Raw genomic sequence first — 25,980 nt, 5'->3', positions numbered from 1 at the left:
CCGATGTTTCGTTTCATTCTTGTTTTTCTCCTGCTGCTTCCTGCCGTTGCCGCCGCGCAGGCCCGAAACACCGCCCTTGATGGCCTGGAAGGCGAAAACGAAGCGCTGGTCTGGCAGGCTGTGGGGCGGCTTGACGCCGATAATGTGGGGTTTTGCACCGCCACGCTGATTGCGCCGGAGCTGGTGCTGACGGCAGCGCATTGTGTCTACTCTTCGCGAACTGGTGAGCTGCTCAAAGCGGAGGACCTGACTTTTCGGGCGGGTCTGCGCAATGGGGCCACGGCAGCGGAACGCAAGATCGCACAGATCGAAGCCCACCCCGGCTACAGCCCAAGGGGCGGCGTAAACCAGGACAACATTCGCCATGACGTGGCATTGCTGCGACTGGCGACACCGATCCCAACCCATGAACTCAACCCCTTCGTGCTTTATCAGGGGCGTTTCACCAAAGGTCCTGTCAGCGTGGTGTCCTACGGGCGTGGTCGGGCCGAATTGCCCTCGCGCCAGGCCGTTTGCCGGATGTTTGAACAATACCAGGGCGTTGTGCTGATGGATTGCGACGTCACTTTCGGGTCATCCGGCGCACCGGTCTTCAGTCATAAAAACGGGCGCGGGCAAATCATCTCCGTCATTTCAAGCGTTGGTCACTATGATGGCAAGAAAACCTCGTTCGGTATGGTTTTGCCGAAGCTTGTGGCTGATCTGAAACAGCAGATGCGGGCCAATGCGCAGAACCCGTTGGCAGGTGCCCGCCGGATCAGGATCAATAACGGAAGCTCCCGCAATACATCATCGGGCGGTGCGAAATTTGTTCGACCCGGAGGGTCTTGAAAGCAAAATTCGAACGCCCACATTAGCAGCGTCGGGGTGCCTATGAAGGGCCTTGGCAAAAGCAATGGCCGGATGCGTCCTTTGGGAGCAACCGGTGTTTAATCGCTCAAAAGAGGATGAAACTATGCGTACTTATGATTTTGCACCACTTTATCGCGCCACCGTCGGTTTTGATCAGATCGCTGATCTCATGGACCGCGTGCTGACAAGCGAAGGCGCCCAACCTTCCTACCCCCCTTACAACATCGAAAAGCTCGAAGATGACGCCTACCGGATTTCGATTGCGGTGGCTGGTTTTTCAGATGCCGACCTGTCTGTAGAGGTGCGTGAAAACGCGCTGATTGTCTCTGCCAAGAAAGCGGATGAAGATCAGGCGCGCAGCTACCTGCACCGCGGCATCGCGACCCGCGCGTTCGAGCGACGCTTCCATCTGGCGGACCACGTTGTTGTCACCGGGGCCACACATGTCGATGGCATGTTGAACATCGACCTGGTGCGCGAAGTGCCCGAAGCGCTCAAGCCCCGCCAGATTTCGATCTCTTCGACAAAACAGATCGAAAAGGATGTTGTTGACGCCAAATCGGTCAACTGATCCGCGCGTTTTCAAGTGATCCTGACGGGTTCGGACATGTTGTTCGGGCCCGTTTTTTCATCTGGAGCGTCGGGTTTTTTGTCGACAGTTGGCGCTATTGCAAGGCGTTTGGCAGGAAGAGTGCAATGCTCGGAAAGGCGATCAGCAGAAATGCCATGGCGAGCATGGTCAGGCAGTAGGGCAAAGCGCCCAGCATGACCTCATTCAGACTGCCCGAGCGCCGCGCGCCTTGCACCACATAGAGGTTCAGGCCAACCGGCGGCGTGATCAGCGCCATTTCGATCAGCACAATCATCAGGATGCCGAACCATATCACATCATAGCCCTGCGCCACCACCAGCGGCACGATGATTGGTATGGTGACAACCATCAGCGAGAGCGTTTCGATGAAAAACCCCAGAACGATGTAGAGCACCACAACCACCAGAATGGTTTTGAGTGGAGTCAGTCCGAGGCCGGTCATGAAGGCTGTCAGCTCGCGGCCCAACCCTGCCGAGGCCAGCGTGAAGTTCAGGAAGGAGGCGCCGATGACGATCAGCATGATCATGGAGGTGATTTTCACCGTGCCCGTCAGGCTTTGTGTAAGCATCGACCACGACACGCCGCCAAAGGCCAATGCGATCAGGAACGCGCCCGCGACACCAACCGCGGCAGCCTCTGTCGGCGTGGCCCAGCCCAGATAGATAGAGCCGACGATCAGCCCGAAAAGGATGAGGATCGGGATGAGATCAATGAGGGCGCGCAGCATCTTGGGGAAAGGGAAGGTGCGGCGGACCCCACCAAGATCAGGGCGGATTAGACAGATGATTGCGGTCACAGCCATGAAGGCAAATGCCAGGGCCACGCCGGGTATCAAACCGGCCAGAAAGAGCTGCGGGATCGAGGATTGCGTGAGAAATCCATAGACGATGAGGTTGATGGACGGGGGGATCATGATCCCCAGCGTTCCACCCGCCGCGATTGCCCCGGAAAAGAGTTTGGGGTCGTACCCCAGTTTTTCAGCCTGCGGCATGGCGACGGTCGCAACCGTAGCTGCTGTTGCCACCGAAGAACCGGAAGTGGCAGAAAACATGGTGGCGGTGGCGACGTTGGCGTGCACCAACCCGCCGGGCAGCCAGGAAACCCAACGGTCGAGGGCGGCATAGGTGCGTGTGGCCACTCCGCTGCGCACCAGGATTTCTCCCAGCAGGACAAAGAAGGGGATCGCGATCAGCGTTGCCGAATTGGACGACGACCAGACCATGTTGCCCAACCCCCGGGTCAGTGGAAAGCTGGAGAAGAACGTATCAATGCCAAAACCCAGCAGAAACAGGACAATGCCCACGGGAATGGAAAGCGCCAGCAGCCCAAGCAGGCCAACGGAGACATAGGCGATCATTGCAATGTCTCCTGCTCGGCAAAGGCACCGACAAACTGCTCGGTCTCGGCGTGGCGTTTCTTGAGCACCAGACTGATGGCGGCAAGGGTGGTCAGCGTCGACATCAGTGCAAACCAGACCCAGCCCGCAAACCACGGCAACTGAACCCAGGCGAGCGGTGTTTCAAGCGGCGTATTGGCGCGCGACCCGTTGGTCAGGGACCGTTCCACAACCGGCCAGGCCTTGACCGCGATGGTGACGATGACGCCGGACATGACGATCATTGAAAAGACGTCAAAGAGCGCGCGCGCGAAGCTGCCGGCGCGGCTGCGCATCAGATCGATGCGGACATGTCCGAGTTCCAGCAGCGTGTAGGACATGCCCCAGGATGTGGCGAGGGCCATGGCGTAGCCAGCGATCTCTTCGGTGCCGCCAAAGGACGTGCCGACCCGGCGCATGATGATGTCTGCCAGCACGAAAGCCGCACACAGCAGCAAGCCCAGACCCACGCCAAGGGCGACGCCTCGGTTGATGCGGCGCAGGCTGTTGATCATCGTCAGTTCCATGATGGGCACGTCCCTTTGGCTAAGGCGTCAATTGATCGTGACGCCGACAACCTTGCCAACACTGTCGTTCCAGCGGGCCGCCCAGTCGCCACCAGCGCGGGAGGCCCAGTCGGGCAGCACCTCGCTTGTCAGAATCTCGCGGGCCCGGTCAAAATCGGCATCGCTGACCTCCACCAGTTTCATTGAGCGCGCCTCGCCTGCGGGGCAGTCACCGTTTCCGGTCAGACAGGCGATGTCGTTGACCAGCGCATCCTGCGCACTGGCCCATGCGGGGTCTTCAAAGCCTTTGGTTACCTGCGTTGCAATCAACGCCTGGGTATCGGCGTCCAGGCTGTTCCATTTGTCCATATTGATGGCCGTCACGACGGAATCCCATCCGCCCAGTGGGATCGGCAGCAGGTGGGTGGACACTTCCCACCAACCCGCGCTGTAGCCGGAACCAGCCCCGGTCACGGCGCAATCAACAACGCCGTTCTGCAAGGCACCGGGCACTTCGGAGAAGGACACGTTCACCCCTTCCGCCCCCAAAGCTTCAAGCAGCTTTGCGGTCATCCGACCGGATGCCCGAACTTTCAATCCTTCCAGATCTGCCAGATTGGTGATCTCGTGATTGCAGAAAACAACCTGAGGCGGGTAGGGCGCGATGGCCAGAACATGTGAATTGAACCGGTCGCGGTAGATATCGGCCACCATCGGGCGGGCCGCATCCACCATGGCGCGGGCCTCATCGGCGGAAAGCGCCAGCAGCGGCACATCGAGACCTTCAAGCTCGGGAGCATCCGAGACCGCGTAGTCGGCCACCGTCATGGCGACATCATAAACGCCTTGCCCCAGAAGCGGATAGATGTCGCCCAATCCTAGGCTCATCTGGTTGTGCGTGGTCAGTTCGACGTTGATTTTGCCCTCTGACGCTTCGGGCAGTGCGGTGCTCCAGAACGGGGCTTCATATTGTTTGTGCAGGGGCAGGCTGGACCAGCTGCCCACGACGGACAGGTCTTCGGCCAGTGCTGGAGTGGACAGGGCCGCGCCTGCGACGATGAGAGGTAGGACGTTTTTCATGTTTGGGTCTCCTTGTTGGAAAGGGTCAATGTGTTTGCAGGATTGTTGTTTCAGCGTCTTCAGCGACATCAGCGATCAGCATGTGCCCCGGCGAATGGGTGACGCAAATGGGAAGCTCGGCCTCCAGCAGCACGTTTTGGGGGGTCACACCGCAGGCCCAGTAGACGGGCACTTCACCGGGGTTGATCTCTACCGCGTCACCCCAATCCGGTTGTGCCAAATCGGAAATGCCAATGCCGGAAGGATCGCCAACGGCAATGGGCGCGCCGTGCGCCTGTGGAAACCGGCTGCTGATCTCCCGGGCCTTGGCAATCTGGTGTTCGGGGATCGGGCGCATGGTCACGACCATCTGACCGCCAAACCTGCCCGCGGGAATGAGGTCGATATTGGACCGGAACATGGGAACGTTTCTGCCGGTCTCAATATGGCGCACCGGTATCCCGTGCCGCATCAGCGCGTTTTCAAACGTAAATGAGCATCCCAGAGCGACGGTGACCAGATCGTCTGCCCAGGTGTCGGTGATGTCGGTGATCTCTTCGTTCAACTGACCGTGACGAAAGACCCGGTACTTCGAGACATCCGTTCGGATATCGATGTCGTAGCCGAGGGTCGGCAGGGCGGGATTGCCGCTATCGCTGATCCCGACGATCGGGCAGGGTTTGGGGTTGCGCTGGCAAAACCTGAGGAAATCCAGCGCGTGCTGCTCTGGCAGGATGGCGATATTGCATTGCAGCTTTCCCGCCGCCAGCCCGGCCGTGTGACCGCGATAGGAGCCGTCGCGAATGGCAGTTCTGACCTGAGCGACCGATGCGGTCTGAAGATCGGTGTGGGAAACGAATGTAAGTGTCATGATGGCAGCCCTCGCGACGCCATCAGATCATCACACGCGGCTACAGTTTCACACAAGTAATCATATTATATCATTAGCGATAGATATTTTGAATTAGCTTGGATGCGTTTCATCCCAGGTCACAGCGACGTGCCGGGCGATTTCAGCGCTGTTTTCAGCAAGAAAGCTGCGTGGCTCTGACAAATAGGATGCTGTGAATGCCAATGGCTGCGGATGAAATCCAGGATCAAACTCGACGATCTGTCCAGAGGTGAGAAAGTCATTGGCCAATGCTTGCGGGTAAGGGCCAACGGCGATTCCCGCCGCAATCATCTTGAGGCTGGCCGACAAGGACGCGGAGGCATAGACCCGCGTTTTAGGGCCGATCCGGCGTGACAGCTCGGACATCAATTCGCGATAGGGGCGCGTTTTGCTGGAGTAGGATATGACTGGGATTTTGCTCAGGTCGGTCTGGTCGTTGGCGGCTGAACGATACCAATGCAGATCGAAGGTCGGCAGCGTCACGTTTTCCACGGTGAATTCCGACACGGGCCCCATCAGAAAGGCGAGGTCCAGTCGGCGCTCAAGGAGGGCGCTGCGAAGGTTGAGCGATATATCAACCGTCAGGTCGACATTCACGCGCGGATATCGCGCGCTGAAAGCGGTCAGAAATTCTGGCAGCCAGGCCTGTGCAATGGTTTCCGACGCACCCACACGAAACAAGCCTTCGGCCTCGGAGGGGTTCGCGACGCGTTGCTTGATTTCTTCCTCAACGAAAAGCATTTGCTCGGCGTAAGACAGCAATAGGGTCCCGTGTTTTGTCAGAACAAGCTCACCGGGGCCGCGTTCCAGCAGGGGGACGCGCAATTCCTGCTCCAGATTTGCGATGCGTGTCGAGACGGCGGGTTGCGACAGGTGCAGACGCTCTGCCGCTTTGCGGAACCCGCCCAGGCGGGCGACCCAGAGGAAGGTGCGGATTTGATCGAATGTCATGCAGCATTCATAGGATGGATCAATTGTGCTGCATATCCATAAAGACGACGCTGAGGTCGTGGCCGTATTGCCGGGATAGATGATCAATCCATCGGCGAAAGAAAAAGGGCCGCAAAAGCAGCCCTTTCGTCGTAGTTTTTGGATTCAGACCGACATGCAGATGTACTTCATCTCCAGATAGTCTTCGATCCCGTGGTGTGACCCCTCGCGCCCCAGACCGGACTGTTTGACCCCGCCAAAGGGCCCGACTTCGGTGGAGATGATACCGGTATTGACGCCCACGATCCCGTATTCCAGCGCCTCGGCCACTTTGTAAACGCGGCTGAGATCCTTGGCATAGAAATAAGAGGCCAGCCCGAAGATCGTATCATTGGCCATGGCGATCACCTCATCCTCGTCTTCGAATTTGAAGAGCGGGGCGAGGGGGCCAAAGGTTTCTTCGGTCGCGACCTTCATGTCCTGCGTCACACCGGTGACCACAGTAGGTTCAAAGAAGGTGCCGCCCAGCTCATGCGCCTTGCCGCCGGTCAGGATCGCACCGCCGTTGGAGACGACATCTTCCATGTGTTCCTTGACCTTCTCGACCGCTTCGGCGTTGATCAGCGGGCCGGTTGTGACGCCCTCCTGGAGACCATCGCCCACCTTGAGATTTTCCACGGCCACTTTCAGCTTGGCAGCGAAGGCATCATAGACCCCGGCCTGCACATAGATGCGGTTGGCGCACACGCAGGTCTGGCCGTTGTTGCGGAACTTGCACATCATCGCGCCTTCGACGGCTGCGTCGAGGTCAGCGTCATCAAAGACGATGAAAGGCGCGTTGCCGCCAAGCTCCATGGAGCATTTCATCACGCTGTCAGCGGCTTGTTTGAGCAGGATGCGGCCAACTTCGGTGGAGCCGGTGAAGGTGAGTTTGCGCACAGCCGGGTTTTCGCAAAACTCCTTGCCGATGGCAGAAGAAGAAGAGGAGGTGACCACGTTGAAGACGCCGGCCGGGATACCGGCGCGTTCCGCCAGCACGCCCATTACAATTGCGGAAAGCGGTGTTTCCTTGGCCGGGCGTGCGACAAAAGAGCAGCCCACCGCCAGGGCGGGCGCGGCCTTGCGGGTGATCATCGCGTTGGGGAAGTTCCACGGCGTGATTGACGCGGCGACCCCGATGGGTTGTTTCAGCACGGTGATGCGCTTGTCGCGCTGATGACCGGGAATGGTTTCGCCGTAAACGCGCTTGGCCTGCTCGCCCATGAACTCGATGAAGCTGGCACCATAGGCGATCTCGCCCTTGGCTTCGGCGTGGGGCTTGCCCTGTTCGGCGGTCAGGATTGTGCCCAGATCATCGGCGTTTTCCATCATCAGGTCGAACCACTTGCGCATGACCGCAGCGCGTTCCTTACCTGTCCATGCCGCCCATTCCTTTTGCGCCTTTTCGGCCTGCGCAATGGCACCTGCGACCTGAGCGCGGCTCAGATCGGCAACCTCGGCGATCACGTCTCCGCGCGCGGGATTGGTCACCTCAAAAGTGCCGTCCTCTCCGTCCACCCACGCGCCACCGATATAGGCGCGGGTCTCCAAGAGACTTGGGTCTTTGAGCAGGGATTTGAGGTCAGTGTTTAGAATATCTTTCATTTCGGGTCCTCCGCGAAAATGGCTATCGCTCTCAAATCAAGTCTGACTATGATTGTCCAGTTCCGAAAAAGAGGGTGTAACAAATGAAGCCTTTGGATGATGCCTATGCGAATGCTGCCTACATAGAAGGAGCTGAGGCCTATCCGCCAAGATGGGCGCAAGCGGCTGCCCGTTTCCGCGATGATCTGGGCGCGCGTGCGGAAGTGGGCCTTTCCTACGGCCTCGGTGAGCGGCAGGTGTTTGATTTCTTTAACGCTTCGGGTGTTTCGCGCGGAACATTGATCTTCGTTCATGGCGGCTACTGGAAAGCTTTCGATCGCAGTTCGTGGTCGCATCTGGCGGCCGGCGCGTTGAAGGCCGGCTGGTCGGTCGCGATGCCAAGTTACGATCTTTGCCCTGATGCGCGGATCGCTGAAATCACAACGCAGATCGCCGCTGCGGTGACCCGGATCGCCGACCGGACCTTTGAGCCCATCGCTTTGGCCGGGCATTCAGCGGGCGGGCACCTGGTGTCGCGGATGATGGACCCGTTGATTTTGCCGGAACCCGTGCGACGGCGCATTGCCAGGATTGCGCCGATCTCACCGGTTGCCGATCTGTTGCCTTTGCTGGAGACTTCGATGAATGACATGCTGCGGCTGGATGCGCAGGAGGCCGAAGCCGAGAGCCCGACAAATATGTCCCGCCCGCAGGAGGCGGAGGTGAAAATCTGGGTCGGGGAAGATGAACGCCCAGCGTTTCTGGAGCAGGCTGACGCCCTGGCCCGCGCCTGGGGCGTGCGGCAGGTCATCGTTCCGGGCAAACACCATTTTGACGTGATTGATGCCCTGGAAAATGCGGATAGCGATCTGGTAACCTTTCTGACCGGTCAATAAAGCTTGATCGCTTGCGTAGAATCGGCGATGGGAAGGATCAGGCTGCGGACGATGGCGTCGTCCGATGCGTGGTCCTGATCTGTCCTGAACGCCGGGACCTTTCTGCATAAGGAGGGTCTGACATGACCGCCCAAAATTTTTCTGACCGCCCGGAAATGTACCGTTATCACAATGGCGAAAAATCGCCCCTGCCGTTCGAAGCGGCGGAATATGAGGCGCGGCTCGTCGAGTTGCGCGAGCGGATGGAGGCCGCCGGCGTTTCGGCTGCGGTCTTCACATCAATGCATAATATTGCCTACTATTCGGGGTTTCTTTACTGCGCCTTTGGCCGTCCCTACGGGATGGTTGTAACCGGCAAGGATGCGGTGACGATCAGCGCGGGCATTGATGCAGGTCAGCCATGGCGGCGCAGTTTTGCCGACAACATCACCTATACGGACTGGCAGCGGGATAATTTCTGGCGCGCGGTGGCTTCGGTGACCGGCAAGAACGCCATCATCGGCTATGAGGGCGACCACCTGACCCTGATGCAGCGTGACAAGCTGGAGGATTTCCTGAGCCCTCTCACGATGGTTGATCTTTTTGAGACGACGATGCGTCAGCGGATGCATAAATCCCAGGCCGAGATCGCCCTGATCCGTCATGGTGCACAGGTTGCGGACGTTGGCGGTTTTGCGGTGCGCGACGCGATCAAGGCGGGCGTTCGTGAAATCGACGTGGCCATGGCCGGGCGCGACGCAATGGAACTGGAAATCGCCAAACGTTTTCCGGATGCGGAATATCGGGACACCTGGGTCTGGTTCCAGTCGGGCCTGAACACCGATGGCGCGCACAACCCCGTCACTGGCCGCGTGCTGAAGCGCGGCGATATCCTGTCACTGAATACCTTTCCGATGATTTCCGGTTACTACACGGCGCTGGAACGCACGCTTTTTGTCGAGGAGGCGGATGCGGCGAGCCTGAAGATCTGGGAAGCGAATGTCGCTGCGCATGAATACGGGATGAGCCTGCTGAAGCCGGGGGCGTCCTGCGCCGAGATCACGCATAAGATCAATGACTTCTTTGCCGAACGGGATGTATTGCAATACCGCACATTCGGCTACGGGCATTCCTTTGGCGTGCTTAGCCACTACTATGGTCGCGAAGCCGGTCTTGAATTGCGCGAGGACATCGACACGGTGCTGGAGCCGGGGATGGTGATTTCGATGGAACCCATGCTGACCATCGCCGCTGGAAAACCCGGTGCGGGCGGGTACCGCGAGCATGATATTCTGGTGATCACCGAAGAGGGCAACGAGAATATCACCGGGTTCCCCTACGGTCCCGAACACAATATCGTAGGCTGAAGCCTGTGCCACGGCCCCGCTCGGGCGCCGTGGCATTTTCCGTCAGACCAGTTCCGGTGTAATCGTCAGGCTGCCTTTTGTGGCGTGGCTGTAAGGGCAAACCTTGTGGCCGCCTGCGATCAAATCTTCGGCCACGGCCTTGTCGACCCCGGGCAGCGACACTTTGATTTTCACGTCAAGGCCAAAACCCAGGTCTTCGCGCGGCCCAATGCCAACTGTTGTCGAAACTGTTGCGTCATCCGGAACCGCGATCTTGTGCTGTGCGGCGTAAAAGCGCAGGGCCCCGAGGAAACAGGCGGCATACCCTGTTGCAAACAGCTGTTCAGGGTTCACTCCGTCGCCACCCGACCCACCCAGTTCTTTGGGCGTGACCAAATTTGCAGTGAAGCTACCGTCATTAAGGCCGGATGTGCCTTCGCGGCCGCCACCCGTCGCTGTAGCACTTGTGCTGTAGAGGATTTTTGTCGGCATGGGGGGCTTCCTTTTAATCGTGAGCGTTAATATCGTGTACGATGTAAATAAGCAACTGTGACCTGTCAACCTTGCGGCGATTTCGCCCGCGATATAAGGGAAAGAGCATGACAGACCCAAAAGATAAATCACCTCAGTCAGACCCAATGGAGCAGATGCTCTGCTTTGATCTTTATGCCGCGTCACAGGCATTTACGCGGGTCTACTCGCCGCTTTTGGCACCGCTGGGCCTGACCTATCCGCAATATCTGGTGATGCTGAACCTGTGGTCGGAAAGCCCCCTCAGCGTGGGCGAAATCGGCCAGCGGGTCAGTCTGGAAAGCAACACGCTGACGCCGCTGATCAAGCGATTGCAGGACGCAGGGCTGGTCACGCGTAACCGTGATCCCAAGGATGAGCGACGTGTTGTTGTCGCTCTGACAGACAAGGCCCGCGCGTTGGAAGCGCAAGCACGCCACGTGCCAACATGCATATCCGAAGCGACCGGCATGAGCCTCAATGAATTGACAAGACTACAGAAAGAATTGCGCGGGCTGACCAAGGCGATGCTCAGCTCAAGCGTGAAACCATGAGCCTCACCGCTCAACCTGCCTGTGCAACAGCTGCTTTGATGTTTATGATATCGGTAGATGTAAAGCGAGTTCACATTCCCTATATTGGGTACGCGGGTTCATAAAAAGGGATCACCGGAATGGTCGCACTGGCACGGTTGTTGCTGATTGGTTTCGTTGTCTTGACGATAGTCTACTTCTGTCTGTCCTTCTATTCGCGTGCGGTCCGTCGGGGTAAGTTGGAGGCGGAATGGGATGCCACCGGAGGCCCGGGCGACCGCGAGACATTTGTGCAGTCGGGCCTGGAGGAGTATGATGGCTCACTGCGCCGCAAGCTTATTCTGGGGGTCTATGTCGTTCCCGCGATCGCCATGGGGCTGCTCATCTATTTCACGAATTTCGCCTGAGAAAGGGCCGGTTATGTTCTACGTCAAATGGGGCTTCATTGTTGTTTTCTGGACTCTGGTTGCATCCGCTTTTCACTACACGTTGCCGCAGGTTGATATCGTCCGGGTGACGGACACCTATGAAAAACGCATTGATCCGGGCGAGAACCGGCTCTTCTGGGCCCAGGCGGATGCGGGCTCCGATCCGAACGCTACCAGCCGGGATGTTTTCTTTATCCAGACGCGTCGCGTTGACAACAGCGTGATGGTCTACCGCAATGAGGACACCGGTTGGGGCTGGCCCCCCTATTTCAAGTTTGACACGTCGAACCTGCAGGCGGAGGCGGCAGACGCCAAATCGACCGCCGCCGAACCGCAATATGTTGCAATACGCCACTACGGTTGGCGCAACGAGTTCTTTTCCATATTTCCAAATGCCATTGCCGTATGGCCTGTGGCGGGCCCCGAGGCCAGCAAGCCGCTTCCATGGTTGAATACGCTGATCCTGGCGTTCTTTGCGGCGGTCATCTACGCAATTTGGGTGCGCTGGCGGCGTTTCCGGCAAAAGCGGATTGATCCGAAGCTGGAAGAAATTCAGGACAGCTGGGAAGCGGCAGAAGACAACATGGCCGAAAAGCGCAGCCGGTTCCGTAAGTGGTGGGCGGCTAAAAGGCGCGGTTACTAACAGGCTAATCCGCCTTCGCGACCATGCGCCCCATCGGACGCCCGCCTAGGATATGAACGTGCAGATGCGGAACTTCCTGCACGCCATCCGCGCCCGCGTTGGAGATCATGCGGAACCCGTCACCTGCTGTAAGTGACACGCCTTCCATCCGGCAAACTTCGGCAATGGCGCGAGTGTAATCGACGATCTCCGCCTCGGATGCTTCGGAAGCAAAGTGATCAAAGCTGACGTAAGACCCTTTGGGGATGACCAGCACATGGGTCGGTGCCTGCGGATAAAGATCCCGAAAGGCAAGAGTGTGATCCGTTTCCAGAACGGTGTTGTTTGGAATTTCGCCCCGCAGGATTTTCGCAAAAATGTTCTGATCATCGTAGGCGTAGCTCATGGCGGGTCCTTAGTCGGCAAAAAGATGGGGGCTGCTGGCGATATCGCGCGCAGCATCGGTGGAGATTGACAAGAACTGGGCCAGCGCCTGTGTGTTGTCTTCCAGATCGCCGGTTTCTCGTATCCTGCTATAGTTTTTGAATTCGGCGTCCCGAATGCGATCACTTTCGAATATCATATCGTTCCGAATGGTCGGTAGCAGACGTTCGAGCGTTTCAGGGGAGGTCTGTTCCCCCGCCAGGCCAACCCGCATCGCGTGACCAATCAGGTAATCATCGGTAAAACTGCATTCAATTTCCAAAAGACGGGTTACCGATCTGTCGGCGGCAAAATCCTGCAGCAATTCGATGTTGGTCGGGTCCATACAAACGATCATCTTGTCCGTCTCAAAATAATCGAAAAGCATTCGCATCAGTGCGCGCCGGTGACGGGTCCGTTTTTCAAGAGACGTCTGTATGCCCCCCAGATCGGGCAGATATGTGTCCTCTTCATTGAAGAGATATTCGACCGCGGGGACATTGGTCGTTTGCCGGATGCGTTCCAGGACGCGTTTGGCAACGTGCCATTTCTTGCACACCACGACCAGCAATTCGCGTTCGCGCCCCAACGTCGATTCCGTTTCCCAAAACCGGGTGGCAAACCGCCGTCCGACACGACCGCGCCCGGTGAGGAACTTAAAAAGGCTCGGCCCCTCGCCGGAGATCTGGAAATTGACACCGGTGGCGGCATAAAGCAGGCCCAGTCTGCGTTTGAGATCCTGCGCCTCGGGGCTGATCTTGCGGGTAAAGAGATAATCCTGACTGATCAGCATGTCGTAGTGATCGTTGTAAAAGGTCACCGGCATCCCGTAATCGGTGAACATCAGGAAAGTCAGGGTGCGGCTGCGAATCTCGGGCTCTGGCACTAGGTGCGGGACGATGGTCTGAAAAAACGTCTCGTCCGGAATCCAGGTGGTCGAAAAAAACCGCATCACATCGCGCCGGTCGCGCGCGAATTCGAGCACTTTCTCAATGGTTTCGCGACGCAGGCACCACCACTGGCTGCCAATCCGCAGCTGGATATCTTCAGGTAACTTGCGGGCAAGCTTGAGACGTCGCTGAATTTCCATCGACGCGTAAAAGGCGCGTTTGTGCTTTCGTTCGTTGAAAAAGTGGCGGTAAATCAACCGCTCTTCTTTCATACCGGTCTTGATCCAGTCGCTTTCGAAATAGTCAAAATTCTCGATGAAATCCGCGTCGTTTTCATCAAGGAAATGATGGGTGTACTCGGCGGATTTGATGGCCATGCAATCGCCAGACAACATGTAGAAATGCGTAGCACGCGGATAGGCATCCACGGCGGCCTGCACCGCGTTCAATGTCGCCTGAACAAGAGACCATTCACCCCAGCCACACTTCACACGGCGTTTGGCGAAAGTGACGTTGGCGTTACCGTTCAGAGCTTTTCGAATTTTTTCATAGTGATCTGGATCGGCACGGGCATCGAAATGAATGGCCATGTAATCGCCGGCCGCAGTCAGACGTTCCGCTTGCCGAATGATAGCATCGGGGTCTTTATGGCACAAAAGGATGAAGGCGATCTTTGCCACGGGTTGTCGGATCTGCTCTTATTTCTGCCACTCTATACGTTGATAAGCATGAAGGCACATTGAATAAACCGCAATTATTTGCTTTTTTCAAAACAGGCAGGATTCATGACCGCGATGCAGCGCGGCGCGCAGGAGTTGGCTGGTATGGGTTTCCCCGGAACCTGGATGACGACAAGTGAAAGCATGGTTTACCGTGTGGTGCCGAAATGTGCCTGCTCAACGATCGGGCAGATCATGTTTTATTCCGATCACGGAGCCTACTTCGACGGTGACATCCATGACGCTAAAGAGGGACTGCATAAATGGGCGCTGGACGACAGTCAGGAACCGATAACTCATAATGTCCAGCAGCACCGTTCTTATGCGTTTACCTGTGTGCGCAACCCCTACACGCGTATCCTGAGTTCCTTTTTTGACAAAATCTGCGGCATTCAGCGCAATGGGAAACGGTATCGCGGCAACCTGGTTCCGCAGCTTGCGCAAAGATATGGGATCGACGTCGGTGGCGAGGATGGTCAGGGTGATTTTGATCAGATTGCCGCCTTCCGCCGGTTTTTGCTTTTTGCGCGCGACACAATCCGTTTTCGCAAACCCATGGATCCGGATATCCATTGGTCCGCCATGTCCGGCCACGTCAGCACCTTCATTGTGAATGGGGGAACCTATGACAAGATTGTCTGGACTGAAGCTTTCAACGACGGGATGCAGGATGTTCTGAACGCGATCGAGACCCCGCACCCGATTTCCCTCAAGGACGTGCCCCGGTTCAATGAAAGCGAAGGGCATGGGCCCAAGCGTGCGCATGCCGTCGAGGATTACTTCGATGATTTATCCATGCATCTGGTTTATGAAATTTACAAACGTGATTTTCAGCTCTTCAAATACGATTTTGAAAATCCCGGGAACAAGATGCCGGTGGGCGAAATTGATCTGGATGAAGTGCATGCGAAACTGGGGGATTGACCCCGCCTAGGCGCCGTTGAACGGACCCAGCATGCTGGTGCGATGATCGACCTGGAAAATATGGTTATATAGCTGCGCCACCCATTGTTTGCCTTCCATGGTCTGTTCCAGATGGCTCAGCGCCGGGCCGATCAGTGGCTGCACCCTAGACCAGAAGAAATCCGGGAATTTTTCCATCAGATCGACCGCGCTGTGATAACCAAGCTGCTCGGCCATCCCGGTTTCTTCAAACTCCAGATAAAGCGCGCCGATTTTCCGGTGATAGAAGGGATCGGCCATTTGGCCGATCAGATCCGCGGCGCGCACCAAGGCAGGCTCGCTGGCGATCGAATGATAATGGTCGTCCTGGGGCACCGGAAAGCGTGTGTAGTCAATGGCTTGCGCAATGCGTTCTTCGTCGATGAAGTCTGAATCGCCAAACCGCCGACGCGCGTACATCATGCCGCGTTCCACATGATAGGGGGCCAGAAAAGCATCAGAGGCTCCGCGCGGGGGCGTGATTGTCTTGCCCGAAGGATCAATAACGATCTCGTTGTCATGATCCCCTTCGCAGATGTCCCGCAGATAGCCGATATCATGAACCAGCAACGAAATGATGTAGTGCAGCCAGTCGCGCGGCTGTATCGCCTCGGTGACCAGCCGCCCCCGCATGATCTGCTGACCTACAAGCGTCACCATCATGGTGTGTTCGGCATTGTGATAGAGCGCGTCTGAATTGGCGAGACGTTCCAGAACCATCTTGGCACAGCCATTGATATAGGCGGCATATTCCGGGTCACGACCGGAGAAATACTGCAGGAAAGTTTCCGACAGATGGTCACCGAAGGACGAGGCCAGCGTGGCGGTAGGGTTGAACATGGGGCCTCCGGATCGGGTGCAGCAAAGCTGTTTATACACCAAATTTCGCTTCGAGCCTATTCCGGCAAGGAATTTGCAACCGGTCTGTGTCCCAAGTCGTCTTGCGCCGGGTGCCGACTGGCCCTACATCTGCGCCCATGGCTCAGGTTAAATCAGCATCAAAGTCCGATCCCAATTATAAGGTCGTCGCCGAAAACCGGCGGGCGCGTTTTGATTATGCGATTGAAGAGGATATTGAGTGCGGGATCATTCTGGAAGGGTCGGAGGTCAAATCCCTGCGGATAGGCGGCGCCAACATCGCCGAAAGCTATGCGGCGGTCGAAGAAGGTGAACTGTGGCTCGTGAACAGCTACATCGCGCCTTACAAACAGGCGAAAACCTTTCAGCATGATGAACGCCGCCGCCGAAAGCTTCTGGTGTCTCGCAAGCAGCTTTCAGACCTGTGGAACGCGACACAGCGCAAGGGTATGACGCTGGTGCCGTTGGTGCTGTATTTCAACCATCGTGGTATGGCGAAGATCAAAATTGGTGTGGCCAAGGGCAAAAAACTGCATGACAAGCGCGAAACGGCGGCAAAGCGTGACTGGTCGCGCCAGAAATCGCGCCTGATGAAGGATCACGGCTAAGCTTGGGAGGCCAGGCATTGAAGGTGCAGGCAACGCACCCTTCGGAGCTTCAACACGCCAAGCAGACTTGCCACCGCACCCCGTGAGCGTTACCCAGAGGCGATTTTTGATCGCAGGGGGAATCTCATGTCCGATGATCCGAAAACACTGGTCTCGACCGACTGGCTGGCGCAACATCTCAAGGATCCCGATCTGCGTATTCTTGATGCCTCATGGTATCTGCCCGAGATGGGACGCGATGCCAAAGCGGAGTATGACGCGGCGCATATCCCCGGGGCTCGTTTTTTCGACATAGACGAGATATCGGATCACAGATCTGATCTGCCCCATATGGCGCCACCGGTCGAAAAATTCATGTCCCGCATGCGCGCAATGGGTGTGGGCGACGGTCATCAGGTTGTTGTCTACGATGGTGCGGGTCTGCTGTCGGCCGCCCGCGTGTGGTGGCTGTTTCGCCTGATGGGGCAGGAAAATGTGGCTGTGCTGGACGGTGGTTTGCCGAAGTGGCAGGCGGCGGGGCACGCGTTGGAAGACATGCCGCCGATCATTCGGGACCGCCATATGACCGTACGGGTGCAGAACCATCTGGTGCGTGATGTCACGCAGGTGTCAGCGGCCTCCAAACTCGAAGATCATGAGATCGTTGACGCGCGCGCGGCAGTGCGTTTCCGGGGGGAGGCGCCGGAACCCCGTGAAGGGCTGCGCGCAGGCCACATTCCCGGAGCACGCAATGTGCCTTTCACTGAACTGCTCAACGCCGACAAGACGATGAAATCGCCCGAAGCCTGCCGTGCAATCTTTGAAGCCGCGGGCGTCGATTTGTCCAAACCGATTATCACCTCCTGCGGATCAGGTATCACAGCTGCCATTCTGGCGCTGGCACTTGAGCGCATGGGGCATTCGCATTGGTCCCTTTACGACGGCTCCTGGGCCGAATGGGGGATGTTCCCAACCGTACCTGTCGCCACTGGAGACGCCTGATGTTCGAGACCCTCAAAACCCGCCCCGCCGACAGCATTCTTGCACTAATGCAGATGTACAAGGACGACCCACGCGTCGCCAAGATTGATCTTGGGGTTGGCGTCTATAAGGATGCCACAGGGCTGACGCCGGTCATGCGGGCGATTAAATCTGCCGAGCACAAGCTGTGGGAAGAACAGGATACAAAGGTCTACACCGGCCTCGCGGGGGACCCCGCGTTTGCCGATGCGATGATGAGGCTGGTGCTGGCGGATGCCGTTGCGCGCGATACCGTTGCCGCCGTGGCGACACCCGGTGGTACCGGTGCGGTACGGCAGGCGTTTGAGCTGATCAAGATGGCGCGTCCCGATGCGCGGGTGTTTGTGTCCAATCCGACGTGGCCGAACCATATTTCCATCCTGAACTATGTGGGCATCGAAATGGTGCCCTATCGCTACTTCGACGACGAGACGCGCGGTGTCGATTTTGACGGCATGATTGCCGACATCCGTCAGGCAAAGGCGGGCGATGTGGTGCTGCTGCACGGCTGTTGCCACAACCCGACGGGGGCCAACCTCAACATGACCGAATGGCAGGCTGTGGTGGAGGTGCTGGTGGAAACGGGTGCCGTGCCGATGATCGACATCGCCTATCAGGGTTTCGGGGACGGTCTGGAGGAGGACGCGCAGGCAACCCGTCTTGTGGTCTCTTCGGTGCCCGAAGCGCTGGTCGCCGCCAGTTGTTCCAAGAACTTCGGCATCTACCGGGAACGGACGGGTCTTTTGATGGCCATCAGCCAGAATGCCGACGCACGTAAATTGCATCAGGACACATTGGCGTTTCTGAACCGTCAGAATTTCTCCTTCCCGCCGGATCATGGCGCGCGTCTGGTCACCATGATCCTGAACGATGACGCCCTGCGCGCCGATTGGATGGCGGAACTGGAAGAGGTCCGTAACAGCATGCTGGGACTGCGCAGTCAGTTGGCCGGTGAATTGCAACGGCTTTCCGGGTCGGATCGTTTTGGGTTTCTGGCGCAGCACCGCGGGATGTTTTCGCGCCTTGGCACGACAGCTGAAAAGGTTGAGGAAATGCGGGCGAAGCACGGGATCTATATGGTCTCTGACAGCCGGATGAATATCGCGGGTCTGAATGCGGAAACCGTTCCAATCCTCGCGGAAGCGATCATCGCATCGGGCATCTGAAGGGTTTTCTCAAACCCATGTGACAGCAAAAAACCCGGGCGTTTCCGCCCGGGTTTGTTTTTGTTCAAATCTGTCAGCCTCTTGAGAACTCAGGGTAAGCTTCCATCCCAAGCTCGGTGGTGTCGAGGCCGCTGATCTCGGCCTCTTCGCTGACGCGGATACCCATGGTCGATTTGAGGATCACCCAGACCACGGCGGAGGCGACAAAGGTGAACACCCCGACGACCACGATCGAGTAAAGTTGCACGCCCAAAGTTGCAGCATCGTTGGAGAAGACTACGGCGATCGTGCCCCAGATACCGGCAAAGAGGTGTACAGGGATCGCGCCGACGACATCGTCGATCTTGAACTTGTCGAGCATTGGGACTGCAAAGACCACAATTGCTCCGCCAACAGCACCGATCAGCGTTGAGCCGACCAGCGAGGGTGCAAGCGGCTCGGCAGTGATGGAGACCAGACCAGCCAGCGCGCCGTTCAGGATCATCGTCAGGTCAGGCTTTTTGTAAAGCAACTGGGTCAGGATCAGCGCGGTCACAGCACCGGCGGCAGCGGCCGTATTGGTGTTGGCAAAGATGCGGCTGATGTCGGCCACGTTGCCAGCGGTATCCATATAAAGCTGCGAACCGCCGTTGAAACCGAACCAGCCCAGCCACAGGATGAATGTCCCCAGTGTCGCAAGCGCGAGGTTGGAACCCGGCATCGGGTGCACACGACCATCCTTGTATTTGCCGATACGCGGGCCAAGGATTAGCGCGCCTGCGAGAGCTGCCCAGCCGCCAACGGAGTGGACCACTGTGGACCCGGCAAAATCCTGAAAGCCCATGCCGTCAAGGAAACCACCACCCCATTTCCAGCTTGCCTGAACCGGGTAGATGACGGCTGTCAGGATGATCACAAAGACCAGAAACGGCCAGAGCTTGATCCGCTCGGCCAGCGCGCCCGACACGATGGAGGCGGTCGCCGCACAGAACATCAACTGGAAGAAGAAATCAGAGCCGACGGAGGCATAGGTGAGGTCCGGCTCGGCGCCTTCCAGACCAACAGGCTCCAGCCCGGTCACGGCAAAGGCACCCAGAATGCCGTCGATGGACCAGCCATCGCCGGGGTACATCAGATTGTACCCCAGAATGTAATAGAAGATCGAAGCCAGGCCAAAAAGCGCCATGTTCTTGGTCAATTGCATGGTGACGTTCTTGCCCCGTACAAGCCCCGCTTCGAGCATGGCGAACCCGGCGGCCATGAAGAACACCAGAAAGCCTGCCACAAGGAACATGAAGGTTGTGAAGATGAACCCGATGTCTTCCATGGTCGGCGTGGTATCCGCGTCCTGAGCCAGCCCCAGAGAAGGCAAAGCGATCAGCAGCGCGGCAGGTGAGATTTTTTTCAGATAGGTCATAGAGAGTATCCCCGTTGTGCGCAGCTTCAGAGCGCGTCTTCGTTGGTTTCGCCGGTGCGGACGCGGACGGCCTGATCGACGCTGAGCACGAATATCTTGCCGTCGCCGATCTTGCCGGTATGTGCGGTTTTGGTGATTGTTTCGACGACCTCCTCCACGGCGGTGTCGGAAACCACAATTTCGATTTTGACTTTGGGTACGAAATTCACCGCGTATTCCGCGCCGCGGTAGATTTCCGTGTGTCCGGATTGAGAGCCGAAGCCTTTGATCTCGGTCACCATCATGCCGCGCACCCCGGCATCGGTCAGAGCCTCGCGGACCTCCTCCAACTTGAATGGCTTGATTGTTGCAATGATGAGTTTCACCTCGTGTCCCCTTGGTTTGGCAGAAACATCTGCTGTGTTTGCAGGTGCAGAAAACTTCAGCAAATGACGTAGAGGGAAGGTTTCGAGGAGAATCCGGTAATGATTTTGGATGTTTTTGCCTAATTTTTGATCGGACAGCCTATTTTGCTGAATCTTTATGCAGAAATTTCATCTCATTTGGGGTGCGGACCGCCTCAACAATCCCGCGCGTTCGGGTTAAGCTGGGCAAAACAACAATGGGCCGGGCAGGTTCTTCATGAGTGATTCACGTAAGCGGAAGCGTCCCCTGGTCGCGGACAAACGCTATGGGGCAACAAAACCCAAAGCGCGCAAAGCGACGCCCAAAACCAAAGCAAAACCGCGCAGGACCACCAGGCGCAAGGCCACCCGCGCAAAACGGCGGGGCGGCATCGTCGGTTTTGTCCAACGGTTGGTTGGATGGGTCTTGCGGCTGATTTGGCGCGTTGTCTGGCGGGTTGGCGCGGTTGCATGCTTGGCGCTCGCGCTGATGGTTGGATATTACTATACCACTTTGCCGGACGTCTCTGAGTTGCTGGACGGCCGCGCTCGCGGATCGGTGACACTGCTGGATAATGAAGGCAAAGTCTTTGCCTGGCGCGGGGATCAGTTTGGCGGCGTGGTCACCACCAAGACGGTCTCGCCGCATCTGCGCCACGCCATTATCGCGACCGAGGACAAACGTTTCTATCGTCACTTTGGGGTCAGCCCGCGCGGCATCGCAAGTGCCGTCCGCATCAACCTCAGCGAGGGGCGCGGCCCCTTGTCCGGTCATGGCGGCTCCACCATCACGCAGCAGGTGGCGAAACTGTTGTGTCTGGGGGTGCCTTTCGATCCCGAAACGCAGTCCGAGGCGGAATATGAAACGGAGTGTCGGCGCGGCACGATCAAGCGCAAAGCCTCTGAGGCGATCTACGCGCTGGCGATGGAGGCGAAGTACTCCAAGGATGAAATTCTTACCATCTACATGAACCGCGCTTTCCTGGGCGCGGGTGCGCGTGGTTTTGAGGCGGCGAGCCAACGGTATTTCGGCAAATCCGCCGCCAATATCACCCCGGCAGAGGCGGCCATGCTGGCGGGGCTTCTGGTGGCACCGACGCGGTTTGCGCCCACAAATGACCTGACCCGTTCGCAGAACAGGGCCGCCACGATTGTGCGGTTGATGGAAGAGCAGGGATATCTCACGCAAACCGAGGCGCGTGCCGCGCAAAACAACCCCGCTCAGCTTTCGGCGGCGGCGGAGGCGCGTGCGGGCGGTTATTTCGCGGATTGGGTGATGTCCTCGGGGCCGGAGTTCTTTACCCGCAAGACCACCGAAGATGTTGTCATTAAAACGACTATGGACCAACGCATTCAACGCGCGGCGGATGATGCGATGCAATGGGTTTTCGAAAACAAGGTGCGCGCGGGCAGTAAGGCACAGGCTGCCATCGTGGTGATGTCCGCTGATGGGGCGGTGCGGGCCATGGTGGGCGGGCGCAAGACCAAAGTGGCCGGGGCGTTCAATCGCGCGGTTCAGGCGAAACGGCAAACCGGCTCGGCTTTCAAGCCGTTTGTCTATGCCGCGGCTTTGGATCTGGGCTATTCACCCAACGATACGGTTGTTGATGAGCCTTATTGCCAGAACATTCCGGGATCCGGTCAGTGGTGCCCGGAAAACTATACCAGACGAAACTATGGCAAGGTCTCTCTGACGCAGGCCTTGCAGGACAGTCTGAACATTCCGGCAGTGAAAGTATCAGAATTTGTTGGGCGCGACCTTGTACGGCAAGTGGCCAGTGATTTTGGGTTGCAAAGTGATCTGGCTGCGGGTCCTGCCCTGGCCTTGGGGGCTTCCGAGAGCACCTTGATCGAAATGACGGGGGCTTATGCGGGCATTCTCAACGGTGGCTCTTCGGTCATTCCTTACGGTCTTGTGGAGTTGAGGCTCATGGGGGATTCCGAACCGCTGATGGGCACCGGTGGCGGTATCGGGGAACGTGTCGTTCAGGAAGAGGCAGCGCGGCAACTCATCTACATGATGGAGAAAGTTGTCTCACAAGGAACCGGCCAGCGCGCGCAGTTTGGCGGTCGTCAGCTTGCAGGCAAGACGGGCACAACACAGGCGGCGCGTGACGCCTGGTTCGTGGGTTTCTCCGCGGATTATGTCGCGGGTGTCTGGATGGGATATGACGATAACACCCCCCTTACCGGGGTGACCGGCGCAGGCCTGCCCGCCGAGATATGGCGCGAGACCATGGCGCGTGTGCATGAGGGTGTTCCGGCCCGACCCTTGCCAATGATGTCGCCATCTCAGACCGGCGAAACGCGTGATCGATCGCCGGGTCGTCAGAATGGCGGCAGTGGTGTGGGCGGCTTCCTGGATAATCTGCTGCGGGATATCCTTGGCGATGGCGGCAACACCAACGCCAGAAAACCCCGCGAGACCGTGAGTGGAAGCGACCGGTAAACCCCGGTCACTCATTCACGGTTAGCCGGCTTTTTTCAGATCGGCAATCATCGCGTTGATATCGCCGCCGCGTTTGTCCAACATCGCGCCAATCTCGGTGCGTTCCGTGAGCAACAGGTTCACGCCTTCGATATAGATGTTGAAAAACTTGTCCCGTCCGGATTTGTCGGAAACGTGAAAGGTCACATCAAAAGGCCCATCGCCTTTGAGATAAGCCAGTGTCTTGACTTCAAACCCGGCCTTGATCTGACGTGTGCCCTGAACTTCGACACGGCCTCCGATAAAATCGCGGAACTGTTTGCCGTATTTGCGGGCGATATAGCCCGTGAAGGCGTCAGAAAATGCCCGTTTCTGTGAGGCGGAGGCCGAGCGTCCGTCTGCACCGAGCGCATATTGGGCCATGATATTGACGTCAGCATAGCGCACAAACAGCGATTCCAGTTCGCGCAGGACGGCGGTATCAGATTTACCGGACGATACGACACGCTCCACGTCGGATACAACGGTATCTACCAGCTGTCTGGCTGCCGCCTCCGTTAACGCGGCTGCGGGGTGGGACAGCATCACTGATGCCGCGATCGTTCCAACAAAAAACGCACGTCTGCTTAGTTTATTGGGCATAGGGGTCCTCATAAGGGTCTGCTGAGTAGGGATCGACGCCTTCGCCTGCGTTCTCATCCAGTTCGAAGCGACGATTCTGAAGGTAGGTCTGGCGCGCCTGGGCATAGCTGTCCGCGCTCTCGTAGAGCAGCGCATCAATGCTGTCGCCAAAGCGTTCGCGGTCGTTAAGTGCCGCAGCCCCTCTGGCTGTGGGGGGGATGATCCGGTCATCGCCGTCAATTGTGCTGTAGGTAAGCGGGTTGGTGAAGAAATCAACCACCAGACCAGCAGTTGCGCGTTGCGTCGAGGGGCCGAACAGCGGCAATTCGATATAGGCACCTTCCTGCACGCCCCAAACCGCAAGCGTTTCGCCAAAGTCGGTATCATGGTCGGGGATATTCAGTTCCGAGGCCGGATCGAAAAAGCCGCCCAAACCGAGCGTCGTATTCATCGCAAACCGCAAGGTCGCTAATCCTGTGCCTTTCAAATCCCCCTGCAAGAGGCTGTTGACCGCGACGCCGGGCATCGAGAGATTTTCGGAGAAGTTATTGACGGTATTGCGGATTTCGACAGGTACGACGCCATACCCTTCCGCAACCGGGCGGATCAGGTTCTTGTCCAGCCCCTTGTTGAACGCGTGCACCTTGCGGTTCTGCCTCTCATAGGGGTCGTTGATGCCATCCGACCTGGATGCGACATCCTGCGTCGTCGCGCAGGCACCCAGCAACAACGTTGCTGACAGAGCGATTATGGGCAACTTGAAAGCGCTGATCTTCGGGAAACGGGGCAAGAGAAGCATCCTGTAAATTGACTGGCTCGTACGTAAGGTTTTTTTCTGCGAAGCCCATAGGGTCCGGATATGGAATTATCGTGATGTGGCAGTTGAGCGACAGCGCAACAATAACGGGAAATCACTAACAACGTCCACCAAGCAATCTTCTTACACATACTTGTATGCGCGGAAAAGCGTAGAAGTGATGAACAATTGGAATATCCTGCGCATAAATGCGCTGGCGATCTGGTAAAGCTTTCATCCATTTGTCACGTGATGGTCAACAAAGACCCTGTTTACATTGCACGCCCATTCCGCAAAAGCTGGCGCTGAGCCTGGCTGTGTCCAGCCATTGAAGAGAGGATCCCGAAATGAGTATTGCTTCCCGTCTCGCAGAACTAGGCGTTGTCTTGCCGGATGCGCCCGCGCCTGCCGCCAACTATGTTCCCTTTGTGAAATCCGGATCGACGCTTTACGTATCAGGGCAAATTTCCAGCGATGCCAATGGGTTGGTGACGGGCAAATTGGGCGCGGATATGGAGATCGCCGACGGCGCGGCAGCGGCGCGTCTGTGCGCGATCAGTCTGTTGGCACAGGTCAAGGCCGCGTGTGACGGTGATATCGAACGCCTGTCGCGTGTCGTGAAGCTCACGGGCTTTGTGAATTCCACCGCAGACTTCACGGAACAGCCCAAGGTGATCAATGGTGCATCTGACTTCCTCGTCGAGGCGCTGGGACCGGCAGGGCGCCATTCCCGGTCGGCCGTGTCTGCCGCGTCTTTGCCGATGGGCGTTGCCGTTGAAATCGAGGGGATATTCGAGATCAAATGAGGGTGTCGCTGCCCGAAGAATTCCTGACCCGGCCGCTGGCGCATCGCGCGCTGCATGACGTGACCGCCGGAAGACCTGAAAACAGCCGCGCCGCGATTCGAGCTGCGATTGTCGCCGGTTACGGCATCGAGATTGATGTTCAGATGAGCGCAGACGAAAGCGCGATGGTTTTTCATGATGACAATCTGGATCGCCTGGCGATGGCCACGGGTCCGGTTAGAGTGCAAACCGCCTGTGCTCTTGAGAAAATCGAACTCAGAGGGGGGAGTGAAGCCATTCCCCGCTTGGCCGAGGTTCTGGAACTGGTCGCGGGCCAGGTCCCCCTGCTGATCGAAATCAAGGATCAGGATGGTGAAATGGGCGCAAATGTCGGCGCATTGGAACGTGCGGTGACGGCTGATCTTGCGGGCTATGACGGACCGATCGCGGTGATGTCGTTCAATCCCAATTCCGTGCGGCACATGGCTGATCTCTGCCCGGAAATCCCGCGGGGTTTGGTAACAGATGCCTATCAGGTGCAAGATTGGCCGTTGCCCGAGGAAACCTGCGCTTTTCTGCGCGGAATCCCGGATTATGATGCGGCGGGATGCAGTTTCATAAGCCACAATCACAAGGATCTTCGGCGGCCACGTGTGATGGAGCTGAAAGCGGCAGGTGCTGCCATTCTCTGCTGGACCGTGAAATCTCCGCAGGAAGAAGAACGCGCACGTCAGATCGCACAGAATGTCACTTTTGAGCAGTACCTCGCCCCATTTCCCGCTTGATCCGGGCAAGCGCGGCCACAGGTAAGGCAGGGCGAGAC

28 protein-coding genes are annotated in these 25,980 nt (G+C 57.6%); 14 read left to right on the top strand and 14 right to left on the bottom strand.

The features are described from left to right. Nucleotides 1–3: 3 nt before the first annotated feature. Nucleotides 4–831: a trypsin-like serine protease gene (locus tag Q0802_RS20545; RefSeq protein ID WP_298921711.1), complete on the top strand. Its 828-nt coding sequence runs from the start codon at nucleotides 4–6 to the stop codon at nucleotides 829–831. A 124-nt stretch (nucleotides 832–955) separates the two neighbouring features. Continuing rightward, a complete protein-coding gene (locus Q0802_RS20540; RefSeq protein WP_298921710.1) occupies nucleotides 956–1,423 on the top strand; it encodes an Hsp20 family protein in 468 nt (155 codons plus the stop codon). A 94-nt stretch (nucleotides 1,424–1,517) separates the two neighbouring features. Here Q0802_RS20540 and Q0802_RS20535 read toward each other — a convergent pair whose 3' ends face one another. The 6 genes from Q0802_RS20535 to Q0802_RS20510 form a co-directional block, all read right to left on the bottom strand. Continuing rightward, entirely contained in the window at nucleotides 1,518–2,801 is a 1,284-nt protein-coding gene (locus tag Q0802_RS20535; protein ID WP_298921709.1) for a TRAP transporter large permease, read from the bottom strand. Beyond that, a complete protein-coding gene (locus Q0802_RS20530; RefSeq protein WP_298921708.1) occupies nucleotides 2,798–3,346 on the bottom strand; it encodes a TRAP transporter small permease in 549 nt (182 codons plus the stop codon). Before Q0802_RS20530 ends, Q0802_RS20535 begins: the two co-directional genes overlap by 4 nt. A 27-nt stretch (nucleotides 3,347–3,373) precedes the next feature. Next, entirely contained in the window at nucleotides 3,374–4,405 is a 1,032-nt protein-coding gene (locus Q0802_RS20525; RefSeq protein ID WP_298921707.1) for a TRAP transporter substrate-binding protein, read from the bottom strand. 25 nt (nucleotides 4,406–4,430) lie between these two features. Next, nucleotides 4,431–5,255 (bottom strand): putative hydro-lyase, encoded by an 825-nt coding sequence (locus Q0802_RS20520; RefSeq protein ID WP_298921706.1) that lies wholly within the window; start codon nucleotides 5,253–5,255, stop codon nucleotides 4,431–4,433. Nucleotides 5,256–5,348: 93 nt separating this feature from the next. Then, entirely contained in the window at nucleotides 5,349–6,227 is an 879-nt protein-coding gene (locus Q0802_RS20515; protein ID WP_298921705.1) for a LysR family transcriptional regulator, read from the bottom strand. A gap of 144 nt (nucleotides 6,228–6,371) precedes the next feature. Next, nucleotides 6,372–7,850 carry an NAD-dependent succinate-semialdehyde dehydrogenase gene (locus Q0802_RS20510; protein WP_298921703.1) on the bottom strand — a complete coding sequence of 493 codons (1,479 nt, stop codon included), beginning with the start codon at nucleotides 7,848–7,850 and terminating at the stop codon, nucleotides 6,372–6,374. A gap of 83 nt (nucleotides 7,851–7,933) precedes the next feature. On the opposite strand from Q0802_RS20510, the gene Q0802_RS20505 reads away from it, so the two are divergent. After that, nucleotides 7,934–8,725 (top strand): alpha/beta hydrolase, encoded by a 792-nt coding sequence (locus tag Q0802_RS20505; protein WP_298921702.1) that lies wholly within the window; start codon nucleotides 7,934–7,936, stop codon nucleotides 8,723–8,725. A gap of 122 nt (nucleotides 8,726–8,847) precedes the next feature. Next, the gene (locus Q0802_RS20500; protein WP_298921701.1) at nucleotides 8,848–10,071 is read left to right on the top strand and encodes an aminopeptidase P family protein; all 1,224 of its coding nucleotides are present in this window, start codon (nucleotides 8,848–8,850) and stop codon (nucleotides 10,069–10,071) included. 42 nt (nucleotides 10,072–10,113) lie between these two features. Here Q0802_RS20500 and Q0802_RS20495 read toward each other — a convergent pair whose 3' ends face one another. After that, a complete protein-coding gene (locus Q0802_RS20495; RefSeq protein WP_298921700.1) occupies nucleotides 10,114–10,542 on the bottom strand; it encodes an organic hydroperoxide resistance protein in 429 nt (142 codons plus the stop codon). Nucleotides 10,543–10,649: 107 nt separating this feature from the next. On the opposite strand from Q0802_RS20495, the gene Q0802_RS20490 reads away from it, so the two are divergent. The 3 genes from Q0802_RS20490 (at nucleotide 10,650) to Q0802_RS20480 (ending at nucleotide 12,164) form a co-directional block, all read left to right on the top strand. Continuing rightward, entirely contained in the window at nucleotides 10,650–11,114 is a 465-nt protein-coding gene (locus Q0802_RS20490; protein ID WP_298921699.1) for a MarR family transcriptional regulator, read from the top strand. Between the two features lie 119 nt (nucleotides 11,115–11,233). After that, the gene (locus Q0802_RS20485; RefSeq protein WP_298921697.1) at nucleotides 11,234–11,500 is read left to right on the top strand and encodes a hypothetical protein; all 267 of its coding nucleotides are present in this window, start codon (nucleotides 11,234–11,236) and stop codon (nucleotides 11,498–11,500) included. A gap of 13 nt (nucleotides 11,501–11,513) precedes the next feature. After that, nucleotides 11,514–12,164: a DUF1523 family protein gene (locus Q0802_RS20480; RefSeq protein ID WP_298921696.1), complete on the top strand. Its 651-nt coding sequence runs from the start codon at nucleotides 11,514–11,516 to the stop codon at nucleotides 12,162–12,164. Between the two features lie 4 nt (nucleotides 12,165–12,168). Here the strand turns inward: Q0802_RS20480 and Q0802_RS20475 are convergent, their stop codons facing one another. Continuing rightward, the gene (locus tag Q0802_RS20475; RefSeq protein ID WP_298921695.1) at nucleotides 12,169–12,549 is read right to left on the bottom strand and encodes a histidine triad nucleotide-binding protein; all 381 of its coding nucleotides are present in this window, start codon (nucleotides 12,547–12,549) and stop codon (nucleotides 12,169–12,171) included. 9 nt (nucleotides 12,550–12,558) lie between these two features. Next, complete coding sequence (locus Q0802_RS20470) at nucleotides 12,559–14,136, bottom strand: DUF5928 domain-containing protein (RefSeq protein ID WP_298921694.1); 1,578 nt, start codon at nucleotides 14,134–14,136, stop codon at nucleotides 12,559–12,561. 144 nt (nucleotides 14,137–14,280) lie between these two features. Between Q0802_RS20470 and Q0802_RS20465 the strand changes: the two genes are divergently transcribed. Further along, nucleotides 14,281–15,099: a sulfotransferase family protein gene (locus tag Q0802_RS20465; protein WP_298921758.1), complete on the top strand. Its 819-nt coding sequence runs from the start codon at nucleotides 14,281–14,283 to the stop codon at nucleotides 15,097–15,099. A 6-nt stretch (nucleotides 15,100–15,105) separates the two neighbouring features. On the opposite strand, the gene Q0802_RS20460 is transcribed toward Q0802_RS20465, so the two are convergent. Then, nucleotides 15,106–15,957: a hypothetical protein gene (locus Q0802_RS20460; protein ID WP_298921693.1), complete on the bottom strand. Its 852-nt coding sequence runs from the start codon at nucleotides 15,955–15,957 to the stop codon at nucleotides 15,106–15,108. Nucleotides 15,958–16,094: 137 nt separating this feature from the next. On the opposite strand from Q0802_RS20460, the gene smpB reads away from it, so the two are divergent. From smpB to Q0802_RS20445, 3 genes are all read left to right on the top strand, one after another. Continuing rightward, on the top strand, nucleotides 16,095–16,583 hold the full coding sequence (smpB, locus tag Q0802_RS20455) for an SsrA-binding protein SmpB (protein WP_298921757.1): 489 nt from the start codon (nucleotides 16,095–16,097) through the stop codon (nucleotides 16,581–16,583). A gap of 126 nt (nucleotides 16,584–16,709) precedes the next feature. Next, on the top strand, nucleotides 16,710–17,564 hold the full coding sequence (gene sseA / locus Q0802_RS20450) for a 3-mercaptopyruvate sulfurtransferase (protein WP_298921692.1): 855 nt from the start codon (nucleotides 16,710–16,712) through the stop codon (nucleotides 17,562–17,564). Beyond that, on the top strand, nucleotides 17,564–18,748 hold the full coding sequence (locus tag Q0802_RS20445) for an amino acid aminotransferase (protein WP_298921691.1): 1,185 nt from the start codon (nucleotides 17,564–17,566) through the stop codon (nucleotides 18,746–18,748). Before sseA ends, Q0802_RS20445 begins: the two co-directional genes overlap by 1 nt. A gap of 73 nt (nucleotides 18,749–18,821) precedes the next feature. Here Q0802_RS20445 and Q0802_RS20440 read toward each other — a convergent pair whose 3' ends face one another. Beyond that, complete coding sequence (locus Q0802_RS20440; RefSeq protein ID WP_298921689.1) at nucleotides 18,822–20,144, bottom strand: ammonium transporter; 1,323 nt, start codon at nucleotides 20,142–20,144, stop codon at nucleotides 18,822–18,824. A gap of 26 nt (nucleotides 20,145–20,170) precedes the next feature. Further along, nucleotides 20,171–20,509, bottom strand: coding sequence for a P-II family nitrogen regulator (locus tag Q0802_RS20435; protein WP_298921688.1), 339 nt, complete (start codon nucleotides 20,507–20,509; stop codon nucleotides 20,171–20,173). A gap of 256 nt (nucleotides 20,510–20,765) precedes the next feature. Between Q0802_RS20435 and Q0802_RS20430 the strand changes: the two genes are divergently transcribed. Beyond that, the gene (locus tag Q0802_RS20430) at nucleotides 20,766–22,976 is read left to right on the top strand and encodes a PBP1A family penicillin-binding protein (RefSeq protein WP_298921687.1); all 2,211 of its coding nucleotides are present in this window, start codon (nucleotides 20,766–20,768) and stop codon (nucleotides 22,974–22,976) included. 21 nt (nucleotides 22,977–22,997) lie between these two features. Here the strand turns inward: Q0802_RS20430 and Q0802_RS20425 are convergent, their stop codons facing one another. Then, on the bottom strand, nucleotides 22,998–23,597 hold the full coding sequence (locus Q0802_RS20425) for a phospholipid-binding protein MlaC (RefSeq protein WP_298921686.1): 600 nt from the start codon (nucleotides 23,595–23,597) through the stop codon (nucleotides 22,998–23,000). Next, nucleotides 23,587–24,366: a VacJ family lipoprotein gene (locus Q0802_RS20420; RefSeq protein ID WP_298921685.1), complete on the bottom strand. Its 780-nt coding sequence runs from the start codon at nucleotides 24,364–24,366 to the stop codon at nucleotides 23,587–23,589. Before Q0802_RS20420 ends, Q0802_RS20425 begins: the two co-directional genes overlap by 11 nt. 353 nt (nucleotides 24,367–24,719) lie before the next feature. On the opposite strand from Q0802_RS20420, the gene Q0802_RS20415 reads away from it, so the two are divergent. Together Q0802_RS20415 and Q0802_RS20410 are read left to right on the top strand one after the other, a co-directional pair. Continuing rightward, nucleotides 24,720–25,178: a RidA family protein gene (locus Q0802_RS20415; protein ID WP_298921684.1), complete on the top strand. Its 459-nt coding sequence runs from the start codon at nucleotides 24,720–24,722 to the stop codon at nucleotides 25,176–25,178. Next, the gene (locus Q0802_RS20410; protein ID WP_298921683.1) at nucleotides 25,175–25,942 is read left to right on the top strand and encodes a glycerophosphodiester phosphodiesterase family protein; all 768 of its coding nucleotides are present in this window, start codon (nucleotides 25,175–25,177) and stop codon (nucleotides 25,940–25,942) included. Before Q0802_RS20415 ends, Q0802_RS20410 begins: the two co-directional genes overlap by 4 nt. Nucleotides 25,943–25,980 lie beyond the last annotated feature (38 nt).

The sequence above is a fragment of the uncultured Roseobacter sp. genome (assembly GCF_947495275.1).
Lineage (GTDB): Bacteria > Pseudomonadota > Alphaproteobacteria > Rhodobacterales > Rhodobacteraceae > Roseobacter.
This window is presented reverse-complemented; position numbering and strand designations above follow the sequence as displayed.

Bases quoted from the DNA above. Each gene is read 5' to 3' on its own strand.
- Q0802_RS20545 (WP_298921711.1), top strand. From the start codon at position 4: ATGTTTCGTTTCATTCTTGTTTTTCTCCTGCTGCTTCCTGCCGTTGCC.
- Q0802_RS20540 (WP_298921710.1), top strand. From the start codon at position 956: ATGCGTACTTATGATTTTGCACCACTTTATCGCGCCACCGTCGGTTTT.
- Q0802_RS20535 (WP_298921709.1), bottom strand. From the start codon at position 2,801: ATGATCGCCTATGTCTCCGTTGGCCTGCTTGGGCTGCTGGCGCTTTCC.
- Q0802_RS20530 (WP_298921708.1), bottom strand. From the start codon at position 3,346: ATGGAACTGACGATGATCAACAGCCTGCGCCGCATCAACCGAGGCGTC.
- Q0802_RS20525 (WP_298921707.1), bottom strand. From the start codon at position 4,405: ATGAAAAACGTCCTACCTCTCATCGTCGCAGGCGCGGCCCTGTCCACT.
- Q0802_RS20520 (WP_298921706.1), bottom strand. From the start codon at position 5,255: ATGACACTTACATTCGTTTCCCACACCGATCTTCAGACCGCATCGGTC.
- Q0802_RS20515 (WP_298921705.1), bottom strand. From the start codon at position 6,227: ATGACATTCGATCAAATCCGCACCTTCCTCTGGGTCGCCCGCCTGGGC.
- Q0802_RS20510 (WP_298921703.1), bottom strand. From the start codon at position 7,850: ATGAAAGATATTCTAAACACTGACCTCAAATCCCTGCTCAAAGACCCA.
- Q0802_RS20505 (WP_298921702.1), top strand. From the start codon at position 7,934: ATGAAGCCTTTGGATGATGCCTATGCGAATGCTGCCTACATAGAAGGA.
- Q0802_RS20500 (WP_298921701.1), top strand. From the start codon at position 8,848: ATGACCGCCCAAAATTTTTCTGACCGCCCGGAAATGTACCGTTATCAC.
- Q0802_RS20495 (WP_298921700.1), bottom strand. From the start codon at position 10,542: ATGCCGACAAAAATCCTCTACAGCACAAGTGCTACAGCGACGGGTGGC.
- Q0802_RS20490 (WP_298921699.1), top strand. From the start codon at position 10,650: ATGACAGACCCAAAAGATAAATCACCTCAGTCAGACCCAATGGAGCAG.
- Q0802_RS20485 (WP_298921697.1), top strand. From the start codon at position 11,234: ATGGTCGCACTGGCACGGTTGTTGCTGATTGGTTTCGTTGTCTTGACG.
- Q0802_RS20480 (WP_298921696.1), top strand. From the start codon at position 11,514: ATGTTCTACGTCAAATGGGGCTTCATTGTTGTTTTCTGGACTCTGGTT.
- Q0802_RS20475 (WP_298921695.1), bottom strand. From the start codon at position 12,549: ATGAGCTACGCCTACGATGATCAGAACATTTTTGCGAAAATCCTGCGG.
- Q0802_RS20465 (WP_298921758.1), top strand. From the start codon at position 14,281: ATGGGTTTCCCCGGAACCTGGATGACGACAAGTGAAAGCATGGTTTAC.
- Q0802_RS20460 (WP_298921693.1), bottom strand. From the start codon at position 15,957: ATGTTCAACCCTACCGCCACGCTGGCCTCGTCCTTCGGTGACCATCTG.
- smpB (WP_298921757.1), top strand. From the start codon at position 16,095: ATGGCTCAGGTTAAATCAGCATCAAAGTCCGATCCCAATTATAAGGTC.
- sseA (WP_298921692.1), top strand. From the start codon at position 16,710: ATGTCCGATGATCCGAAAACACTGGTCTCGACCGACTGGCTGGCGCAA.
- Q0802_RS20445 (WP_298921691.1), top strand. From the start codon at position 17,564: ATGTTCGAGACCCTCAAAACCCGCCCCGCCGACAGCATTCTTGCACTA.
- Q0802_RS20440 (WP_298921689.1), bottom strand. From the start codon at position 20,144: ATGACCTATCTGAAAAAAATCTCACCTGCCGCGCTGCTGATCGCTTTG.
- Q0802_RS20430 (WP_298921687.1), top strand. From the start codon at position 20,766: ATGAGTGATTCACGTAAGCGGAAGCGTCCCCTGGTCGCGGACAAACGC.
- Q0802_RS20425 (WP_298921686.1), bottom strand. From the start codon at position 23,597: ATGCCCAATAAACTAAGCAGACGTGCGTTTTTTGTTGGAACGATCGCG.
- Q0802_RS20415 (WP_298921684.1), top strand. From the start codon at position 24,720: ATGAGTATTGCTTCCCGTCTCGCAGAACTAGGCGTTGTCTTGCCGGAT.
- Q0802_RS20410 (WP_298921683.1), top strand. From the start codon at position 25,175: ATGAGGGTGTCGCTGCCCGAAGAATTCCTGACCCGGCCGCTGGCGCAT.